The sequence below is a fragment of the Selenomonadales bacterium 4137-cl genome (assembly GCA_032334055.1).
Taxonomy (GTDB): domain Bacteria; phylum Bacillota; class Negativicutes; order Sporomusales; family UBA7701; genus Anaeroselena; species Anaeroselena agilis.
Genome location: JAUOZS010000001.1, coordinates 2,092,603 through 2,111,089, shown reverse-complemented (window position 1 = coordinate 2,111,089; position 18,487 = coordinate 2,092,603). Strand labels below are relative to the sequence as shown.

The following is an 18,487-nucleotide window of genomic DNA, read 5'->3' as shown; positions in this document are numbered from 1 at the left end:
GGGCTTTGGCCTTGGTCACTTTTCATTTTGGTTTTCAACAAGGCCGTCTTGGTTTTTTGCCGCCTGTCAGGCAGGATATGGCTTACCTGGCTTAGAAATACTACAGTTATAATTTTTTCTATATAACCATAGACTTGGGGAGGACTGACCGATGCTACGTTTTCTGACCGCCGGCGAATCCCATGGGCCGTGCCTGACGGCCGTGATCGAGGGCTTGCCAGCCGGCCTGCCGATAGACCTGGCCGTCGTAAACGGCGACCTTGCCCGCCGCCAGCAGGGCTATGGCCGCGGCGGCCGCATGCGCATCGAGAAGGACGAGGCCGAGGTGCTGTCCGGCCTGCGCTTCGGGCGCACTCTTGGCAGCCCGTTGACGCTGGCTGTCAGGAATCGCGACTGGGCCAACTGGCAGGACCGCATGTCGCCGACTGGCCCGGCGGCGGGGGAGGCGGTAACCGCGCCGCGCCCCGGCCACGCCGACCTGGCGGGCGTCCAGAAATACGGGCATGACGACATCCGCAACATCCTCGAGCGCGCCAGCGCCCGGGAAACGGCGGCCCGCGTGGCCGTCGGGGCCGTCGCCCGCCAGCTGCTGTCGGCTATCGGCGTAACCGTCGCCGCCCATGTCGTCGCCGTCGGCGGCGTAACCGCCGCGCGGCGCCCGTACTCCGCGCCCGAAATCGGCCAGCTTGCCGCCGCTTCGCCGCTCTTTTGCGCCGACAAAACGGCCGAAACGGCGATGATAGAGGCCGTTGACGCGGCCAAGACGCGCGGCGACACCCTCGGCGGCGTATTCGAGGTTGTGGCTTCGGGCCTGCCGCCCGGCGTTGGCAGCCATGTCCAGTGGGACCGCCGCCTTGACGCGGCGCTCGCCGCCGCCCTCGTATCGATACCGGCTATAAAGGGCGTCGAGATAGGGGAGGGGTTCGCTAACGCCGCCCTGCCCGGCAGCCAGGCGCATGACGAAATCTTTTTCGAGCCCGGCCGCGGTTACTACCGGCGGACCAATCGGGCCGGAGGCGTGGAAGGCGGCATCTCGACCGGCGAAGACCTGGTTGTCCGGGCGGTGATGAAGCCCATTCCGACCCTTATGGCGCCGCTGGCCTCGGTGGACATCGCCACCAGGGAGGCCACCCGCGCCAACACCGAACGCAGCGACGTCTGCGCCGTGCCTGCCGCCGCGGTGGTGGGCGAGGCGGCGGTGGCCATCGTTATCGCCGGGGCGGTGCTGGAAAAATTCGGCGGCGACCATCTGGGCGACCTATTCGCGGCGGTCGAGCATTACCGCCGCCGCCTGGACGGCGGACCGCGATGAAGAATATCGTCCTCATCGGCTTCATGGGGACGGGCAAGAGCAGCACCGGCCGCCTGCTGGCCGGCCGCCTCGGCCGCCCCTTTATCGATGTCGACAGAAAAATAGAACGCGAAACCGGTCTTACCATCGGCGAATTATTCGCCCAGCACGGCGAGACGTATTTCCGGGCAAGGGAAAAGGCGGCGGTCGCCCGCGTCGCCCGCTACCGCAAAGCCGTCATCGCCACCGGCGGCGGCGTCGTTCTCGACCCGGACAACATGCGGCGGCTGCGCGCCGGCGGGGTGATAATCTGCCTGACCGCCACGGTCCAGGTCATCCTGGAACGCACGGGACGGAGGAGCACCCGCCCGCTTCTCGCCCGGCCCGACCGCGAGGAAATCGTCGCCCGGCTGCTGGCTGAGCGGGCTCCCCTGTACGGCCAGGCCGATTTCACCCTCGACACCAGCGACCTTACGCCACAACTGACGGTGGAAAAAATAATCGCCTTTCTCAGGCAGGAGGGGCATATTCATGGCCGAAGTTAACGTCAACCTGCCCGGCGGCGGGTACGCAATTTACATCGAGCCCGGCGGTCTCGACCTGCTCGGCGAGCGCATCAGCCGGCTAAACCTCGGCGACCGCGCTCTGGTGGTCACGGACGCCGTTGTCGCCGATCTTTACGGCGAGCGCGCTCTGGCCGCCCTCCGGCGGGCCGGCGTACGCGCCGGTCTGGCCGTAATCCCGCCGGGGGAGGAGTCGAAATCGCTGGCTGCGGCGGAAGGCCTCTACACCCAGGCGATCGAGGGCGGCCTCGACCGCAGGTCGCCGATAATAGCCGTCGGCGGCGGGGTAGTGGGGGATCTGGCCGGGTTCGTGGCCGCCACCTATCTCAGAGGCGTGCCCTTCATCCAGGTGCCGACTACTTTGCTCGCCCAGGTAGATTCCAGCGTCGGCGGCAAGGTGGCCGTCAACCACCCCGCCGGCAAGAACCTCATCGGCGCTTTCTATCAACCGCGCCTGGTCGTGGCCGACGTCGCCGTCCTGGCGACCCTGCCGGCCCGTGAACTGGCCTCCGGCCTGGCGGAAGTGGTCAAATACGGCGTCATCGCCGACGCCGCCTTCTTCGCGTGGCTGGGCGCCAACAGCGAGGCCATCCTGGCGCGCGACGCCGGGGTTTTAGGCGAGATCGTCCGCCGCTCGTGCGAGATCAAGGCGGCGGTCGTCGAGCAGGACGAGAAGGAAAGCCATCTCAGGATGATCCTCAATTTCGGCCATACCATCGGCCACGCCGTTGAGGCGGCCACCGGCTTCGCCCGTTACACCCACGGCGAAGGCGTGGCCATCGGCATGTACGGCGCAGCCCTCCTGGCCAGCCTTCTAGGCCGCTGCGGCCGGGAGACGGTCGAGAACGTCGCCGCCCTTCTCGGGCGCTTCGGCCTGCCGACCGCCGCCCGCGGCTGCCGCGCCGAAGATCTTACAGCCTATCTGGCCAGGGACAAGAAAAGCATCGGCGGTGTCGTCAACTGGGTGCTGCCTGACGGAATCGGCCGCGTGACCATCTGCGGTGACGTGCCGGACGAGGCGGTCAGGCAGGTGCTTGCCGCGATTACCGGGTAGGCTGACCCGGAAGACCGGCTGCGTAAAAAGCCCGTCATTACTAAATACTAGCTGTAGATATCGCGCCGGTTGCGGCCGGCGCTTACGCATGGGGGAGATATGATGCTAGACCGGAGGGTGCTTGGCGACGTTTTGGCCGCGGCCTTGCGGCGCGGCGGCGATTTCGCCGACATATTCGTGGAGAATCGGGCCACCACCATGGTGTCCTGCGAAGAGAACAGGATCGAGCGCGTCAAGACGGGCATCGACAGCGGCGCCGGCGTGCGCGTGATCTCCGGCGACACCACCGCTTACGCCTACACCAACAAGATCACCGCCGACGAACTTATCAGGGTCGCCGACATCGCCAGCCGCGCGGCTCAAGTATCGGAGCGGGACGTGAGCATCGACCTCAAAGCGGTCCAGCCGACGGTCGACCTGGATATCGCCGTCATGCCGGACGCCGTTCCCATCGAAGACAAAACGGCGGTCGTCGCCGCCGCCGACGCGGCGGCCCGTGAGGCGGACGCGCGGATCAAGCAGGTGATGGTCGTGTACGGGGATGTCATCCAGGACGTGACCATCGCCAACTCGCTCGGCCGGCTGGTAGAGGACCGCCGCGTGCGGACCAGGCTGGCGGTGAACGCCGTCGCCGCCGGCGACGGGCAGATCCAGACCGGCTTCGAGGCCCTCGGCGGTACGCAAGGGTTCGAACTGACGAAACGCGACGCCTGCGAAGCCGTCGCCCGCGAGGCGGCCCGGCGTGCGGTCGCCGCTCTCGACGCCAAACCCGCCCCCGCCGGCAGGATGACGGTCGTAATGGCCGGCGCCGCGGGCGGCACCATGGTGCATGAAGCCTGCGGCCACGGTCTTGAAGCCGATCTTGTCCAAAAAGGCCTGTCAGTCTACGCCGGCAAACGGGGAGAGCAGGTGGCCGCCAGCGGCATCACCGTCGTCGACGACGGCACCATGCCTCGGCGTTACGGGACGCTGCGGTTCGACGACGAAGGTTTCCCAACCGGCAAGACTGTTCTCATAGCCGACGGGGTGCTCAAAGGCTTCATGTACGATTACTTGACAGCGAGCCGCGACAAGGCGGACCCCACCGGCAACGGGCGGCGGGAGTCGTTCGAGCACAAGCCCGTCCCCCGCATGCGCAACACCTACATCGCTCCCGGCAAGGAAGACCCGGCCGCCGTCATCGGGTCGGTCAAAAACGGCCTGCTGGTCAAAAAGATGGGCGGCGGCCAGGTCAACACCGTCAACGGCGATTTTGTCTTCGACGTTGCCGAGGGATACCTTATCCGGGACGGGAAGGTGTCCCATGCCGTGCGGGGCGCGACTCTTACCGGCAACGGACCGGAAGTGCTGCGCCAGATCGACATGGTGGGCAGCGATCTCGGCTTCTCCATCGGCACCTGCGGCAAGGACGGCCAGGGGGCGCCGGTGTCGGACGCGCAGCCGACGATACGGATACCGGAGATCGTCGTCGGCGGCACCGACCATAGCGGCCGTCCGTAAGCGTCCGTCAAGTCTGACGCAACTACATAATTAAAGCAGGGAGCGGCCTTTGACAAGGCCGCTCTAATAATTACAAATATTGTGGACTGTCCGGTCACTTATCGGCAGGAGAGTATCGCGCGGGAGCGAATATTATCATGTGAATTTTCACGGCTGAGGGAGAGAAAAAAAGTGGCCACTGACAAAAAGAAACTCGTCAAAATTGTTGCGATTGTCGTAATTGCGTTTACGGCTGTAATCGCCTACCGCATTTACGCCAACCTGGCAGCTAATAAGGAAAGGGCCGGCAGGGTTACCCAGGGGCGCACAGTGGCGGTGGAACTTGGCAAGGTCACACGACAGGACATCAAGCCTGTTCTGGTATTCTCAGCCAATCTCGAGCCGGTGTGGAGCGCCGACATTTCCTCGAAAGTGGACGGCCGCATCGACCGCCTGCTCGTCGAAGAAGGCGACGTCGTCAAGGCCGGCAGCCTGCTGGCTGTTCTCGATACCAACGAACTGGCCGCCCAGGTGGTGCAGGCCCAGGGTAGCCTGTTCTCCGCGCAGGCGAGCCTGGAGCAGGCCAACCTCGATCTCAAACGGACCGAGGCTCTCGCCAAACAGGGGGCCGTTTCGGTGCAGGCTCTCGACACCGCCCGCATCAAGCGCGACCTGGCCATCGGCAGCCTCAGGTCGGCCGAAGGCAACCTGGCGCTCCTGCAGGCCAGGCTGGACAACGCCAACATCGTCGCCCCGCGCGATGGCGTCGTCGTCAAGCGGTACGTCCAGGCAGGCTACTATACCAAGGCGGGGACGGCGATCGTCGCCGTCGCCGATACCGCGTCGCTGCTCGCCAAGGCCATGGTCGGCGAGGCCCAGGTGCACGAACTGTCGGTCGGCAGCAAAGTCGCCGTCCAGGTGAACGCCTTCCCCGGCAAACAATTCGCCGGCACCGTGACCCGCATATCCCCGGCCGCGGTCCAGCCGTCGCGGACGTTTACAGCCGAGATAACCATCCCCAACCCCGGCGGTCAGCTCAAGTCCGGCATGTTCGCCAAAGTAGAGGCGCCCGGCCGGGTGCGGCCCGGGGCGCTCGCCGTCCCCGAGGGAGCGCTCGTAATGCGCGAGGACCAGAAAACGGTCTTTGTCGTCATCGCCGACAACAAAGTGCAGCAGCGGCTCCTCAAGCTGGGCTACGTGGGCGGCGGCTGGGCCGAGGTGCTCGACGGCGTCAAATTGGGTGACACGATTGTCGTCGCCGGTCACAACAAGCTCAAGGACGGCTCCTCGATTGCGCCGTCGCCGGGAGCAGGTGAAAAATAGGTGGGCATTTACACCTTCATCAAACGGCCGGTATTCACCACCATGGTCGTCCTGCTTCTGGTGGTGTTCGGCCTCAGCGCCTACCCGACGCTCGGCATCGACCTTTACCCCGACGTCGATTTCCCGATCGTCACCGTCACTGTAACCTATACCGGCGCCTCGCCGGAGGAAATGGAAAGCCTTGTCACCAAGCCCATCGAGGACGCCGTAAGCTCGGTTTCCGGCATCAAGACACTATCATCGGAGTCCCGTGAAGGCTTCTCACGGACGACCCTCGAATTCGAGTTCGGCACCAACGCCAAGATGGCCGCCAACGACGTGCGCGAGAAAGTCGCCGGCGTCCGGCGGCGGCTGCCGGACCAGATCGACGAACCGGCAGTACAGCGCATGGACATAACCGCCCAGTCGATAGTCTATTTCAGCCTGGCCTCCGACTACCGCGACCGTGGCGAAATCCGCAAAATCGCCACCGATATCGTCAAAGACGAGCTTCAGCGCCTCGATGGCGTGGGCGAGGTCAACGTGTTCGGCGCCGCCGAGCGGGAAATAATCATTCAGGTCGATCCCCGCAAACTGGAAGCGTACAACGTCACCTTCCAGTCAATCTTCAGTATCCTCGAAAGCCAGAACGTTAACACTCCCGGCGGCAAAGTCAATGAGAAGGGCACCGAAATCACGGTGCGGACGCTGGGCAAATTCAAATCCATCGACGATGTCAAGAACATCGTCGTCGCCAATCAGGGCGGCCGCCTCGTCCGGATCGCCGACGTCGCCGAGGTTGTGGACGGCTGGGCGGAAGAACGGGTCTATGCCCGCACCAGCGGCGCCCCCAGCGTGCTCGTCGCCGTGCAGAAGCAGTCCGGCACCAATACCGTCGACGTCGCCGAGCGGGTCAAGAAGCGCATGGCTGAACTGCAGAAGTCCACGCTGCCGTCCGACTTCAAGGTCACCATCGTACGCGACAACGCCGTCTACATCCGCGACAGCGTTGAGGATGTCATGATGTCGCTTGTATTCGGCGGCTTTCTCGCCGTCGTCATCACCTTCCTTTTCCTGCAGAGCACCCGCGCCACCATCATCGGCGCCATCGCCATCCCCACCTCGATCATCTCCACCTTCTTCCTCATGAAGGCGATGGGCTTCACCCTCAACAATATGTCCCTCATGGGGCTTAGCCTTGCTGTCGGCATTCTCATCGACGACGCCATCGTCGTCATCGAGAACATCTTCCGCCACCTCGAACATGGCCAGCCGCCCCTTGAGGCGGCCCGCGACGGCACCATCGAAATCGCTCTCGCCGTCATGGCCACCACCTTCTCCATCCTCGCCGTCTTCGTCCCGGTGGGTAATATGGGCGAAGTCATCGGCCAGTTCTTCAAGCAATTCGGCCTCACCATCGCCTTCGCCGTCGCCTTCTCGCTGTTTGTCGCCTTCACCATGACGCCGATGCTCTCAGCCTATTGGCTGAAAGCTCTCGACCACAGCGAGGCGGGGAAATTGCGCGGACCGGTCGGCCGCCGCGTCCAGAAAGTGCTCGATATATGGGAAAACGGCTTCCTCGTCACCCGCGATTACTATAAATCGCTGCTCGCGTGGGCCTTGGGGCGTCCGTGGAAACTGGTCGGCCTGGCGGTCGCGTTCCTGGTCGTCAGCGTTTTCGTTCTCTTCCCTTTCCTCGGCAAGGAATTTACCCCCAGCTACGATTCGGGCGACTTCATGATCAGCTTCTCCGCTCCTGCCGGCACCTCGATCGACAGAATGAAAGACCTCATCGCGCCGATCGAGCAGGAAGTAATGAAAATACCCGAACTTCAGACGTGCTTCATGACTCTCGGCGCCCAACGTCAGCCTGTCTATAAAGGCATCATCGGCGTCAAGCTCAAGCCGTCCGAATATCGCTACCCGCCCTGGACCGAGATCTGGTCGACCTCCAAATCTGCCGGCGAGTTCTATAGCCGCGCCAAAGCCAAGCTCTTTCCGCGGACGATGATGGACATCATGGACGAACTGCGGATCAAGTTCCGCAAAGTCAAGGACCTTAAGATCGCCGTCGTCAACGTGCAGGGCGTCGGCCGCGGCGACTCCCGTCCCGTCCAGGTCGGCATCCGCGGCCCGGAGCTCGAAGTCCTGAAAAGCCTGGCCCAGGAGCTTGCCGACAACATCAGAAAGATTCCCGGTACCACCGACGTAGACATCTCCGGAGAGCAGTCCGAGCCCGAGGTTCAGATCAAGCTCGACCCGGCGCGCATGGGCGATGTGGGCGTGGACGCCGGGGCCGTCGGCGATGTCGTTCAGATGGCTTTCCTCGGCAAAACCACCAAGAACCAGTACAATATCGCCGACAGCGACTACAACATCCGCGTGCGCATGCCCGAGGAATTCCGCCAGAACATTAGCGACGTCGCCAACCTGCGCGTCTCCACGAAAAACAACACCTTCGTCCGCCTGGGCGACATCGCTGACGTCCGCCTGGATTCCGGACCCACCCAGATCGACCGCGAAGGCCGCCAGCGCCAGATCATCGTCTACGCCAACACCGTCGGCGTATCCTCCGGCATCATCCTCGACCAAGTGCGCAATGTCGTCCTACCCGGCATGGATATGCCCTTCGGCTACACCTGGAAGCTCGTCGGCCAGGCGCAGACCCAGCAGAACTCCTTCAAGGAAATATTCAAGGCGCTGGCCCTGGCCATCGTCCTCATCTACATGGTGCTGGCCGCTCAGTTCGAAAGCTTCGTCCACCCCTTCACCATCATGCTGTCGCTGCCCTTCTCGCTCATCGGCGCCATCCTCGGCCTGCTGTTGGTCAACAAAACCGTCAACATCATGTCCCTCATCGGCCTCATCATGTTGATGGGCCTCGTCACCAAAAACGCCATCCTGCTCGTCGACTACACCAACCAGCTCAGGGAGCGGGGCATGGGCATCATGGAGGCGTTGGTGGAGGCCGGCGTAGTGAGACTTCGCCCCATCCTCATGACCACCTTCGCGATGATCTTCGGCATGCTGCCGATCGCTCTCGGCATCGGCGCCGGCGCCGAACTGCGTTCCTCCATGGGCGTCGTGCTAATCGGCGGCCTCATCACCTCCACCTTTCTCACCCTCATAATCGTACCGCTCGTCTACCTGATCATCGACACCTTCCAGAACTGGTGGCGCGCCAACACCTTCCGCCAGAAACTCGCCTCGATCGCCTACTACGGTCGGATGCCCCTGGCCTGGGTAAAAGGCGGGTCGCCGCGGGTCCGCTGACCGAGTCCACCCCCAAACCAGCGGTTATAGGAACGGCAAGCAGCCCGGACATCGTTCGGGCTGCCTTTGTTTATGGGCCCGACCTCGCTGCCGGCAGAGAGCTGACGGTAATTTTTCCCTGCTGATCCTCATAAAGTGTAATGCGGCTGCTGCCTATAATTACCGGCCCGGGGAGAGGGGCGGCGCCGGAGGAGAAGGCGGATAGCCTACAGAATAAATAGATCCATCATAAACAAATCATTATACCCGGCAAAGCAAAAGTGATGGTCGGGCGTCTTGTTGTTATCGCAAAATTCTGCTACGCTTAAATTGTAAAAAACATCACGTACTTTTTTTCCCGTAGTATCAGCAACACAAAGTGAGCATTAGTTGACCCTGATGCCTCATTTTTTTGTGTGGGCCGGCAGCCTCGATGCGGACATGTTCTGTGAGGGAGGTGATACTGTTGTTCATAGTTACGATTGATCAGGACAAATGCGTTGGTTGTAGCGAATGTGTCGCCACTTGTCCGGCAAAGATCCTGTCGCTCGTCGACGGCAAAGCCGAAGTGACCGGCGAAGAGTGCATGGGTTGCCAAAGCTGTATGATGATGTGCCCGACCGAGGCCATCGTCGTCCAGGAGTACTAAAGGCCAAAAAATGCGGAGGTGAAGAGTATGGCTCAATCCAAAACCCCAATGCTGGATGATCTCGAAAAAGGCGCGTGGCCCAGTTTCATAACCGAAATGAAAAAAGCCGCGGCTAAGAAAGCCAATTCCCAAGACCTGCTCGATCAGCTCGAATTGTCCTACAAGGACAAGACCGGCTACTGGAAACACGGCGGCATCGTCGGCGTAAAAGGTTACGGCGGCGGCGTCATCGGCCGTTATTCAGCCAAGCCCGAAGAGTTCCCCAACGTCAAAGAGTTCCACACCGTCCGCGTTAACATGGTTCCCGGCTTCTTCTACACCACCAAAGCCCTGCGCAGCCTGTGCGAGACCTGGGACAAATTCGGCAGCGGCCTGACCAACATGCACGGCTCCACCGGCGACATCATCCTCCTCGGCACCACCACCGAGAACCTGCAGCCCTGCTTTGACGAACTGAGCGAAAAAGGCTGGGATCTCGGCGGGTCCGGCGGCGGCCTCCGTACCCCGAGCGGCTGCGTCGGCATGGCCCGTTGCGAATTCGCCTGTATCGACAGCATGGACTTCATCCAGGAAGTCACCCGTCACTTCCAGAACGAAATCCATCGTCCCGCCTGGCCTTACAAGTTCAAGATCAAGTGCTCGGCCTGCGCCAACGACTGCGCCGCCGCCACCGCCCGCTCCGACTTCGCCGTCATCGGCACCTGGCGCGACTCCCTCAAGATCGACCAGGACGCCGTCCGCGAATACGTCAAAGGCGGTTTCGACATCCAACAGCTCGTTGTCGGAAAATGCCCGACCAAAGCTCTCGAATTCGACAGCGCCAAACAAGAACTCAAATTTGACGCCGAAAACTGCGTTCGCTGCATGAACTGTATCGACATGATGCCCAAGGCCGTCAAGACCGGCAAGGATCGCGGCGCAGCCATCCTCATCGGCGGCAAAGCTCCTGTCGTCAAGTCCGCCTTCATCGGCTGGGTGCTCGTGCCGTTCATGAAAGTCGACGCCCCCTACACCGAAATCTTCGATCTTGTCAGCAGAATCACTGAATACTTCGACGAGCACGCCAAACCCCGCGAGCGTATCGGCGAACTCATTTACCGCATCGGCATGGGCAACTTCCTCAAGGGCATCGGCCTGACGCCCCAGCCGCAGATGGTCTCCGCACCGCGCGCCAACCCATACATCTTCTGGCAGGAAGAGGAGGTAGTGAAGCATGGCTAAAACCGATTTCGGCCCTCCCGATTATCGGACGATGATTCCGCCGGTAATCGCTAACAACTACGGGAAATGGTCCTACCATGAAATCCCCCAGCCCGGCGTCCTCAAGCACGTAAGCGAAACCGGCGCCGTCCTCTATTCGGTCCGCATCGCGTCGGCCCGCCTCATCAGCACCGACTGGATCAAGGAACTGTGCGACATCGCCGAAAAATACTGCGACGGTTATCTCCGCTTCACCACCCGCCACAACGTCGAATTCCTCGTCTCTGACGAGCAACAGCTCCAGCCCCTGCTCGCCGACCTTAAAGGCCGCGGCTACCTCGTGGGCGGCACCGGCAACGCCATCTCCAACGTCGTCCACACCCAGGGCTGGATCCACTGCCACACCCCCGCGACCGACGCCTCCGGTCTGGTCAAATCGATGATGGACGAACTCCACGGCTACTTCACCACCATGAAGCTCCCCGCCCGGGTTCGCCTGGCCGTAGCCTGCTGCGTCAACATGTGCGGCGCCTGCCACTGCTCGGACATCGCCATCGTCGGCATCCACCGCACCATCCCCCGCATCAACCACGAAGGCGTCGCCAAGGCCTGCGAGATCCCCTCGGTCATCGCCGCCTGCCCCACCGGCGCCATCCGTCCCAACCCCAAACTCAAAAGCGTCGAAGTCATCAAGGAAAAATGCATGTTCTGCGGCAACTGCTATACAATGTGCCCGTCGATGGAAATCGCCGATCCCATCAATGACGGCGTCTCCATCTGGGTAGGCGGCAAGGTCTCCAACGCCCGCACCGCCCCCAAATTCTCCCGCCTCGCCATCCCCTTCCTGCCGAATAACCCGCCCCGCTGGCCGGAAGTCACCGACGCCGTCAAGCATCTCGTCGAAGTATACGCCAAGAACGCCCGCGCCGGCGAGCGTATGGGCGAGTGGATCGACCGCATCGGCTGGGAGCGCTTCTTCAAGCTCACCGACATCCCCTTCACCGAGAAACACATCGACGACTTCACCTTCGCACCGACCACCTTCCGTTCCACCAGTCAGTTCCGACTCTAAAATCGCGCGGCGAGGCTGTCTAGAAAGCTCCAGATGCAAGGCGCTCTGAGGAGCAACGCCGCAGATGGACTTTCTAGGCAGCCTCAAGCCCCGCTGGAGGTTAAAGTATGCTATACTTCGTCGGACAGGTGCTCCCCTACATCGCGGGCGCGATCTTCCTGATCGGCGTAACCTACCGGGTGGCGGGCTGGCTGAAAGTGCCCGTTCCCTTCCAACTCACCCTCTTCCCGGCGCCCACTGACGGCGCGGGCCGCGTAGCAGCCGTGGGGACGGAACTGCTTCTCTTCAAGAGCCTCTACAAAAACGACAAAAACCTCTGGCTGTGGGCCTGGCTTCTCCATGTATCGCTGGCTATGGTCATTGGCGGTCATATAGTCGGCATCTATTTCCTCATGAACCAGTTCACCCTTATCGGCCTCTCGTCCTCAGCCAGCCAGGCCACGTCCGCCTTTTTAGGAACAGTATCGGGGATAATCCTCATGGTTGCCCTTATCGTTCTCTTTTATCGCCGTCTGGCCAATCCCGAGGTCAAGAAATTGTCCGACCCGGCCGACTACATCGATCTCCTGTTCGTGCTCGTCATTGCCCTCACCGGCAATCACATGCGCCTGCCGGGCGTCCATGTAGACCTGCCGGCCGTCAAGGCCTTCATCGGCAACCTGCTGACCTTGAGTCCCACACCTATCCCCAATGACCCCATCTTCATCGCTCACTTCACCACCGTGATGCTCTTCATGATCTACTTCCCCTTCTCTAAGATGCTCCACTTCGCCGGCTTCCTCGTCAACCGGGCCATGCTCGTCGAGGCTGCGCCGGTATATCCCACGCCGGCGGGCACGCCGCTGCGGTCCGACTTCGCGGGCACCAAGCAGCCGGTTGCCGACTCAGGCCAAGCCAAGGGGGTGCAGGCATGAAGGTTCCGCTTCATTTAGCCAAGGAAAAGGAAGTGCTGGCCGCCGGCTATACCCCGGTGCCGGAAGAAGAAAAACAGCAGGCGCTGATTAAGGGAATCGATGAATACCGCAAATGGGCCAGGTCCATCATGGTGATGCTCGAAACCTGCACCAAGTGCGGCGCCTGCGCCGAAGCCTGCCACAGCTACCTTGGCACCGGCGACTTCAACAACATCCCCGCCGCCCGGGCGGATCTCTTCCGCAAAATCTACAAACGCTACTTCACCTGGACGGGCAAAACCATCGGCCGCTACATCGGCGCCGAGGATTACGACTCCGAAACGCTCGCCAAGTGGGTAACCTACTTCTACCAGTGCAACGAGTGCCGACGTTGCGCCGTTTACTGCCCCTTCGGCATCGACACCGCCGAGGTCACCATCGCCGCCCGCAGCATCATGACCGCCATCGGCGTCGTGCCCCGGTTCATGACCGGCATCGCCGCGAACATGATCAAGACCGGCAACAATATGGGCATCCCCAAGCCGGCCACCATCGACTGCTGCGAGTTCATGGAAGACGAGATGAAGGAAGAGACGGGTCTCGAAATCAAGATTCCCGTCGACAAGCCCGACTCCGACATCCTCTACATTCCGTCCTCGGCCGACTTCTTCTCCAATGTCGACACCATGATCGGCGCGGCCAAGTTTTTCCACGCCATCGGCGCCAACTGGACCATCCCCTCCACCGTCCTCGAGGCAGCCAACTTCGGCCTGTTATTCAACATGGACGCCATGAAGGAGCAGAACCAGCGGATGCGTGACGCCGCCAAGATGGTAGGCGCCAAGCTCGTCGTTCAGGGCGAGTGCGGCCACGGCTGGCGGGCAGCCAAGATGTATACCGAAGGCGCCAACGGACCCGCGCCCTTCGGCCTCGTCCACATTCTCGACTACACCTACCAGAACCTGGGCAAGCTCAAACTGCAGAAGCTGCCCTGGCGCGTCTCGCTCCATGATCCGTGCAACTACTCCCGGGCCGGCGATATCATCGAGCAGCCGCGGGAGATACTCAAAGCCTGCGTGGACGAATTCGTCGAAATGACCCCCAACCGCGAACGCAACTTCTGCTGCGGCGGCGGCTCCGGCATCCTCATGGACGAGATGATGGCCATCCGCATGCAGTTGGGCAAGAAAAAGGCCGAGCAGGTCAAAGAACTTCTGCCCCTTGATTTCCTCGCCACCCCGTGCTCCATCTGCAAGGCCCAGCTGCCCTACGTAATGAAGCACTACGGCATGGAAGACCTAAAAATGGGCGGCGTCATGGACGTTGTCGGCAAGGCTATCGTCCTGGCATAAATCTAATCTCATGTAGCATATAAATCAAAGGAGGTAGAATCATGTCTAACATTGACGTAAAAGGCCAACAGATCGAAGTTGATGAGGACGGTTTCCTGGTAGATCCCGACGTGTGGAACCAGGATATCGTCGAGGCATTCGCAAAGCTTGAGGACGTAACCGAACTTACCGAAGACCACTGGAAGGTCATCAACTACCTGCGCGACTACTACAAGCAGTTCGGCATTGCGCCGATGATCCGCAAGCTGTGCAAGGACACCGGCTTCAGCCTCAAGCAGATCTATGACATGTTCCCGTCCGGCCCGGCCAAGGGCGCCTGCAAACTGGCCGGTCTTCCCAAGCCTACCGGCTGCGTCTAAGTTCACAGTTTCCACGCCGCCTGTGCCCCGTCACAGGTGGCGTGGCCTTTTCCCGGTGATTTATAATAGTTATTTATACCATCATTAGAAATTATGATTGTTGCATGTTAGGGGATTCACAAGGTTCCCGGCGAAGAGATATAAGGTAAGCTTGTTGGGTTATAAGCGGTCAAATGGGGGTGATTGGTCGGGAATAGACGCAATTTTCAGTAAGACCCCGTAACCCCAAAGGATTTATTCTAAAGGAGGAATATCTCATGGCAGGAGCTCCTCAATCAGCCCTTCCCTGGTACGAGCGGGAAGACACCTGGGCAATAATCATCGGTTTGGGCCTCACTTTCCTCATCACCATCGCCTTTTTCATTGGCGCGGCCGGGTTCTTCAAAACCATGGCCGTCGGCGTGTCCACCTGGACCGACGCCGGCAAGATGTTCGGTACTCTCGGTTCTAAGGTGCCGGGGGTGATCATTTTGTTCGTTTTCTTCCTGGCCGCCTTCAGTATCGCCGCCAAGACGATGAAAATCAACGTCGGCAACTACGCCGCCGGCTTCACCGTGCTGTTCATCATCTCCGTCGCCATCACCGCTCTCGGCGCCAACAAGTTCCTCAAGACCTGGCAGCTCGAGACCCCGCTGCTGGCCCTGCTGTTCGGCATGTTGATCAGCAACACGATCACCCTGCCGAAGTGGTTCCAGTCGGCCCTCAAGACGGAATTCTACGTCAAAACCGGTATCGTCCTCATGGGCGCCACCCTGCCGTTCACCATCATCCTCAAGGCCGGCCCCATGGCGATGATGCAGGCCACCATCGTCGCGGCCACCACCTTCTTCTCGATCTTCTGGGCCGCCACCAAACTGTTCAACCTCGACCCGCGCTTCGGCGCCTGTCTCGGCGCCGGCGGCTCGATCTGCGGCGTTTCCGGTTCGATCGCCATCGGCGGCGCCTGCCGGGCTGAGAAAGAGCACGTATCGGTCGCCATCTCCATGGTTATCGTCTGGGCGGTCGTCATGGTCATCCTGCTGCCCATCTGGTGTAAGGCCCTCGGCATGGAACCCGGGCCTGCCGGCGCCTGGATAGGCACCTCCGAGTTCGCCGACGCCGCCGGCTTCGCAGCCGCCGCCGCCATCGGCGACGAGCGCGCCGTCAAGACCTTCACCCTCATGAAGGTCGTAGGCCGCGATATGTTTGTCGGCATCTGGGCCCTCCTGGTCGCATGGCTGTCCGTAACTGTCTGGGAAAAGAAGGAAGGCAACGGCAACGGCTCCGAGCGCGTCGACATCGGCGAAATCTGGCGCCGCTTCCCCAAATTCGTCATCGGCTTCTTCGTAGCCTCCATCTTCACCACCGTTCTCATCGCCGCGATGGCACCCAAAATGGGCGCCGCGTACTCCAAACAAGTTCTCGGTCCCATCAAGAATCTCCGCGGCTGGACCTTCACCTGGACGTTCCTGTCCATCGGCTTCACCACCCGCTTCCGCGAACTGACCTCCTTCGGCTGGAAGCCGTTCGCCGCCTTCACCATCGGCGTGCTCATCAACGTGCCGCTGGGCTACTGGCTGTCCAACCACGTTTTCGTCAGCTACTGGCTCGGTGTGAAGTAAGCCTTAACTGCAGAAGGCCCGGCAAATGCTTGCCGGGCCTTTTTCCGTAGTAGCCGAACCACCTTTATGGTATACTTTTAAGCGGAGGCGATAACATGAGCGAAACCTACAGGCCGGTAGTCAACCATCTTACCCGCGTCATCCTCAAACTTATTGACGAGCCGGTGCCATACGAAGTAGTGGCGCCGTCCGAGCAACTCCCCCCCACGGCTGCAAGCGTCCGCCGATTCGGTGAAAGCCTTTCGCGGCGCGCAGAAAGGGTGGCGGCGATGATGGAAGCCCTGGAGGCCCGCGGCTTCACCTTCAAATTCGCCAAAGACCGCGTTTTCGCCGATTCCACCGAGATGGAAGCCCAGGACGCCAAGCGGTATTTGCTGTCGCAAGGTTACGAAGACACCGAGTTTCAGGTGCTGCTCGAGTATGCCCGCAAGTGGGACACGTTGTGAAATAGCCGAAAGTCCAACTTTGCGATACTCCTCGAAACTCGCTCCGGCACGTACTTGGTACGCCGGCCGTTTTAATTCCGCCTTTAGCCCTACTATAGGGGAGGATATTATTTCATGACCCAATCCTGGAACGTCCCCCGCGTGGTCATCGGCGCGCCGCACGGCCATTCCGGCAAAACCACCATCAGCATCGGCCTGGTGGGGGCCCTCCGCGAGCAGGGCTACGCCGTCCAGCCGTTCAAAAAGGGACCCGACTATATCGACCCCAGCTGGCTCGGTTATGCCGCGGGGCGGCCTTGCCGCAATCTTGACTGCTTCTGGATGGACGACCATCAGATAAGGACCACCCTCCAACGCGGGGCTGAAGGGGCCGACATCGCCCTGATAGAAGGCGCCATGGGCCTGTTCGACGGTGTAGATCTCCAGGGCACCGGCAGCACTGCCCAGATCGCCCGCATCACCCGGTCGCCCGTCATCCTCGTCGTCGACGTCACCCGTACCACCCGCAGCATCGCACCCCTGGTGCTCGGCTTCATGCACTTCGAGCCTGACGTTTCCATCGCCGGCGTCATCTTCAATAAAGTAGCCAGGCCCCGCCACGAGAGCATGCTTAGGGCGGCCATCGAGGAGTACTGCGGCATTCCCGTGCTCGGGGCCGTTCCCAAGAACGCTTACAGCGTCTTCCCCGAGCGCCACCTCGGCCTCGTCCCGGCGGCCGAGCACGGCACCGTGAGCGAAGCTGTCGCCGGCAACGTCGCCGTCGCCGCCCGTCACCTCGATCTTGGCGGCATCGTCGCCGTCGCCGCCAAGGCGCCGGCCCTCGCGTCTGCCGTCGCCGGCGCCCGGTCCGGGCAACAAATCGAGGCCAGGATCGGCGTCATCCACGACCAATCCTTCACCTTCTACTACCCTGAAAACATTGAAGCCCTGGCTGCCGCCGGGGCTGAGCTCGTATACATCAACAGCATGGCAGATACGGAGCTGCCGGCTATCGACGGCCTATACATCGGCGGCGGTTTCCCCGAAGTCTTCGGCGAGGCCATAGCCGCCAACACCGGCCTCCGCCGGGCCATCGCCCGGGCGGCCGAAGCGGGCCTGCCCATCTACGCCGAATGCGGCGGTCTCATGTACCTGGGTCGCGAGATAATCTGGGAAGGGCGGACCTATCCGATGTGCGGCGTACTGCCGTTTTCCGTCGTCGTCGAAAAGGGACCCCAGGGGCATGGCTACACCCTGATGCGCAGCCTGGAAGGCAACCCGTTTTTCGCCGCCGGCGCCGAAGTCAAAGGCCACGAATTCCATCACTCACGCCTCATCGCCGCCGACTCCGGCCTGAACTACACCTACGAAGTCATCCGTGGCCACGGCATCGACGGCTGCCGCGACGGCATAATCTACAAAAACACCTTTGCCACCTACAACCATATCCACGCCGTGGCCAACCCGGAGTGGGCGCCACGTTTCGTGACTTTGGCCGCCCAGTGGCGGCGCGGCGTTCAGGCTAGGCCAGATGCCAGCCCGATACCGTCAGATTCTTAAAGCCGAAGTAGCTGTGCAGGACTATCCTCAAAGGCTGGTCGGGCAGATCATAAGGCACAAATACCGTCAGGCCGTCGATGCAGCGCTTTTCATAGCTCTCGCGGTCGTACGGCGGCTCGCCGAAGCGGACGGCGGGGCAATCCCGCATATGGATGCAGCAGGTCCCGACGGCCGGGGGAATGTCGAGATAGATGGGCTTATTCCGCGAGCGGATATATGCGGCTGCTTCGGGGGTTATGGTCAGCACTGGTATTCCTCCGTTATTCAAGCGACTTGACGGCGACTACCGGAATATAGTTCGCGGCCGGCTAAGCTATTCCCTCTCGAAACTTTATGTACACTTTCGTCACCCAGGCGGGGAGGTGCAAGGGCTACATAATGAAAAATGCCGCTGGCTTTTTCTCTTGCTGAGGCGGACCGGGTTTTGTTGCCGGA

General features: G+C 61.4%; 16 protein-coding genes. 15 read left to right on the top strand and 1 reads right to left on the bottom strand.

All coding sequences use genetic code 11. The annotated features are described in order from the left end of the window. Nucleotides 1–151: 151 nt before the first annotated feature. From aroC to Q4T40_11060, 15 genes are all read left to right on the top strand, one after another. Nucleotides 152–1,312 carry a chorismate synthase gene (aroC, locus tag Q4T40_11130; protein MDT8901799.1) on the top strand — a complete coding sequence of 387 codons (1,161 nt, stop codon included), beginning with the start codon at nucleotides 152–154 and terminating at the stop codon, nucleotides 1,310–1,312. Next, complete coding sequence (locus Q4T40_11125) at nucleotides 1,309–1,836, top strand: shikimate kinase (protein MDT8901798.1); 528 nt, start codon at nucleotides 1,309–1,311, stop codon at nucleotides 1,834–1,836. The genes aroC and Q4T40_11125 overlap by 4 nt, the downstream gene beginning before the upstream one ends. Next, nucleotides 1,823–2,908 carry a 3-dehydroquinate synthase gene (gene aroB / locus Q4T40_11120; protein MDT8901797.1) on the top strand — a complete coding sequence of 362 codons (1,086 nt, stop codon included), beginning with the start codon at nucleotides 1,823–1,825 and terminating at the stop codon, nucleotides 2,906–2,908. Before Q4T40_11125 ends, aroB begins: the two co-directional genes overlap by 14 nt. Nucleotides 2,909–3,007: 99 nt before the next feature. Beyond that, a complete protein-coding gene (locus Q4T40_11115; GenBank protein ID MDT8901796.1) occupies nucleotides 3,008–4,408 on the top strand; it encodes a TldD/PmbA family protein in 1,401 nt (466 codons plus the stop codon). Nucleotides 4,409–4,579: 171 nt separating this feature from the next. Further along, nucleotides 4,580–5,710: an efflux RND transporter periplasmic adaptor subunit gene (locus tag Q4T40_11110; GenBank protein ID MDT8901795.1), complete on the top strand. Its 1,131-nt coding sequence runs from the start codon at nucleotides 4,580–4,582 to the stop codon at nucleotides 5,708–5,710. Continuing rightward, nucleotides 5,711–8,962, top strand: a complete 3,252-nt coding sequence (locus Q4T40_11105) for an efflux RND transporter permease subunit (protein MDT8901794.1) — start codon at nucleotides 5,711–5,713, stop codon at nucleotides 8,960–8,962. A gap of 445 nt (nucleotides 8,963–9,407) precedes the next feature. Continuing rightward, a complete protein-coding gene (locus tag Q4T40_11100) occupies nucleotides 9,408–9,590 on the top strand; it encodes a 4Fe-4S binding protein (protein MDT8901793.1) in 183 nt (60 codons plus the stop codon). A gap of 27 nt (nucleotides 9,591–9,617) precedes the next feature. Beyond that, complete coding sequence (gene dsrA, locus Q4T40_11095; GenBank protein MDT8901792.1) at nucleotides 9,618–10,811, top strand: dissimilatory-type sulfite reductase subunit alpha; 1,194 nt, start codon at nucleotides 9,618–9,620, stop codon at nucleotides 10,809–10,811. Continuing rightward, nucleotides 10,804–11,862 carry a dissimilatory-type sulfite reductase subunit beta gene (dsrB, locus tag Q4T40_11090; GenBank protein MDT8901791.1) on the top strand — a complete coding sequence of 353 codons (1,059 nt, stop codon included), beginning with the start codon at nucleotides 10,804–10,806 and terminating at the stop codon, nucleotides 11,860–11,862. The genes dsrA and dsrB overlap by 8 nt, the downstream gene beginning before the upstream one ends. A 107-nt stretch (nucleotides 11,863–11,969) precedes the next feature. Next, a complete protein-coding gene (locus tag Q4T40_11085; protein MDT8901790.1) occupies nucleotides 11,970–12,776 on the top strand; it encodes a respiratory nitrate reductase subunit gamma in 807 nt (268 codons plus the stop codon). Then, nucleotides 12,773–14,107, top strand: coding sequence for a (Fe-S)-binding protein (locus Q4T40_11080; protein MDT8901789.1), 1,335 nt, complete (start codon nucleotides 12,773–12,775; stop codon nucleotides 14,105–14,107). The genes Q4T40_11085 and Q4T40_11080 overlap by 4 nt, the downstream gene beginning before the upstream one ends. 41 nt (nucleotides 14,108–14,148) lie before the next feature. Continuing rightward, entirely contained in the window at nucleotides 14,149–14,466 is a 318-nt protein-coding gene (locus Q4T40_11075) for a TusE/DsrC/DsvC family sulfur relay protein (GenBank protein MDT8901788.1), read from the top strand. A 257-nt stretch (nucleotides 14,467–14,723) separates the two neighbouring features. Further along, nucleotides 14,724–16,067 carry a putative sulfate exporter family transporter gene (locus Q4T40_11070; GenBank protein ID MDT8901787.1) on the top strand — a complete coding sequence of 448 codons (1,344 nt, stop codon included), beginning with the start codon at nucleotides 14,724–14,726 and terminating at the stop codon, nucleotides 16,065–16,067. 95 nt (nucleotides 16,068–16,162) lie between these two features. Next, on the top strand, nucleotides 16,163–16,513 hold the full coding sequence (locus Q4T40_11065; protein MDT8901786.1) for a hypothetical protein: 351 nt from the start codon (nucleotides 16,163–16,165) through the stop codon (nucleotides 16,511–16,513). Nucleotides 16,514–16,627: 114 nt separating this feature from the next. Further along, the gene (locus Q4T40_11060) at nucleotides 16,628–18,052 is read left to right on the top strand and encodes a cobyrinate a,c-diamide synthase (protein MDT8901785.1); all 1,425 of its coding nucleotides are present in this window, start codon (nucleotides 16,628–16,630) and stop codon (nucleotides 18,050–18,052) included. Here Q4T40_11060 and Q4T40_11055 read toward each other — a convergent pair. After that, nucleotides 18,015–18,299, bottom strand: a complete 285-nt coding sequence (locus Q4T40_11055) for a CC/Se motif family (seleno)protein (protein ID MDT8901784.1) — start codon at nucleotides 18,297–18,299, stop codon at nucleotides 18,015–18,017. The two genes, Q4T40_11060 and Q4T40_11055, sit on opposite strands and share 38 nt — an antisense overlap. Nucleotides 18,300–18,487: the final 188 nt, after the last annotated feature.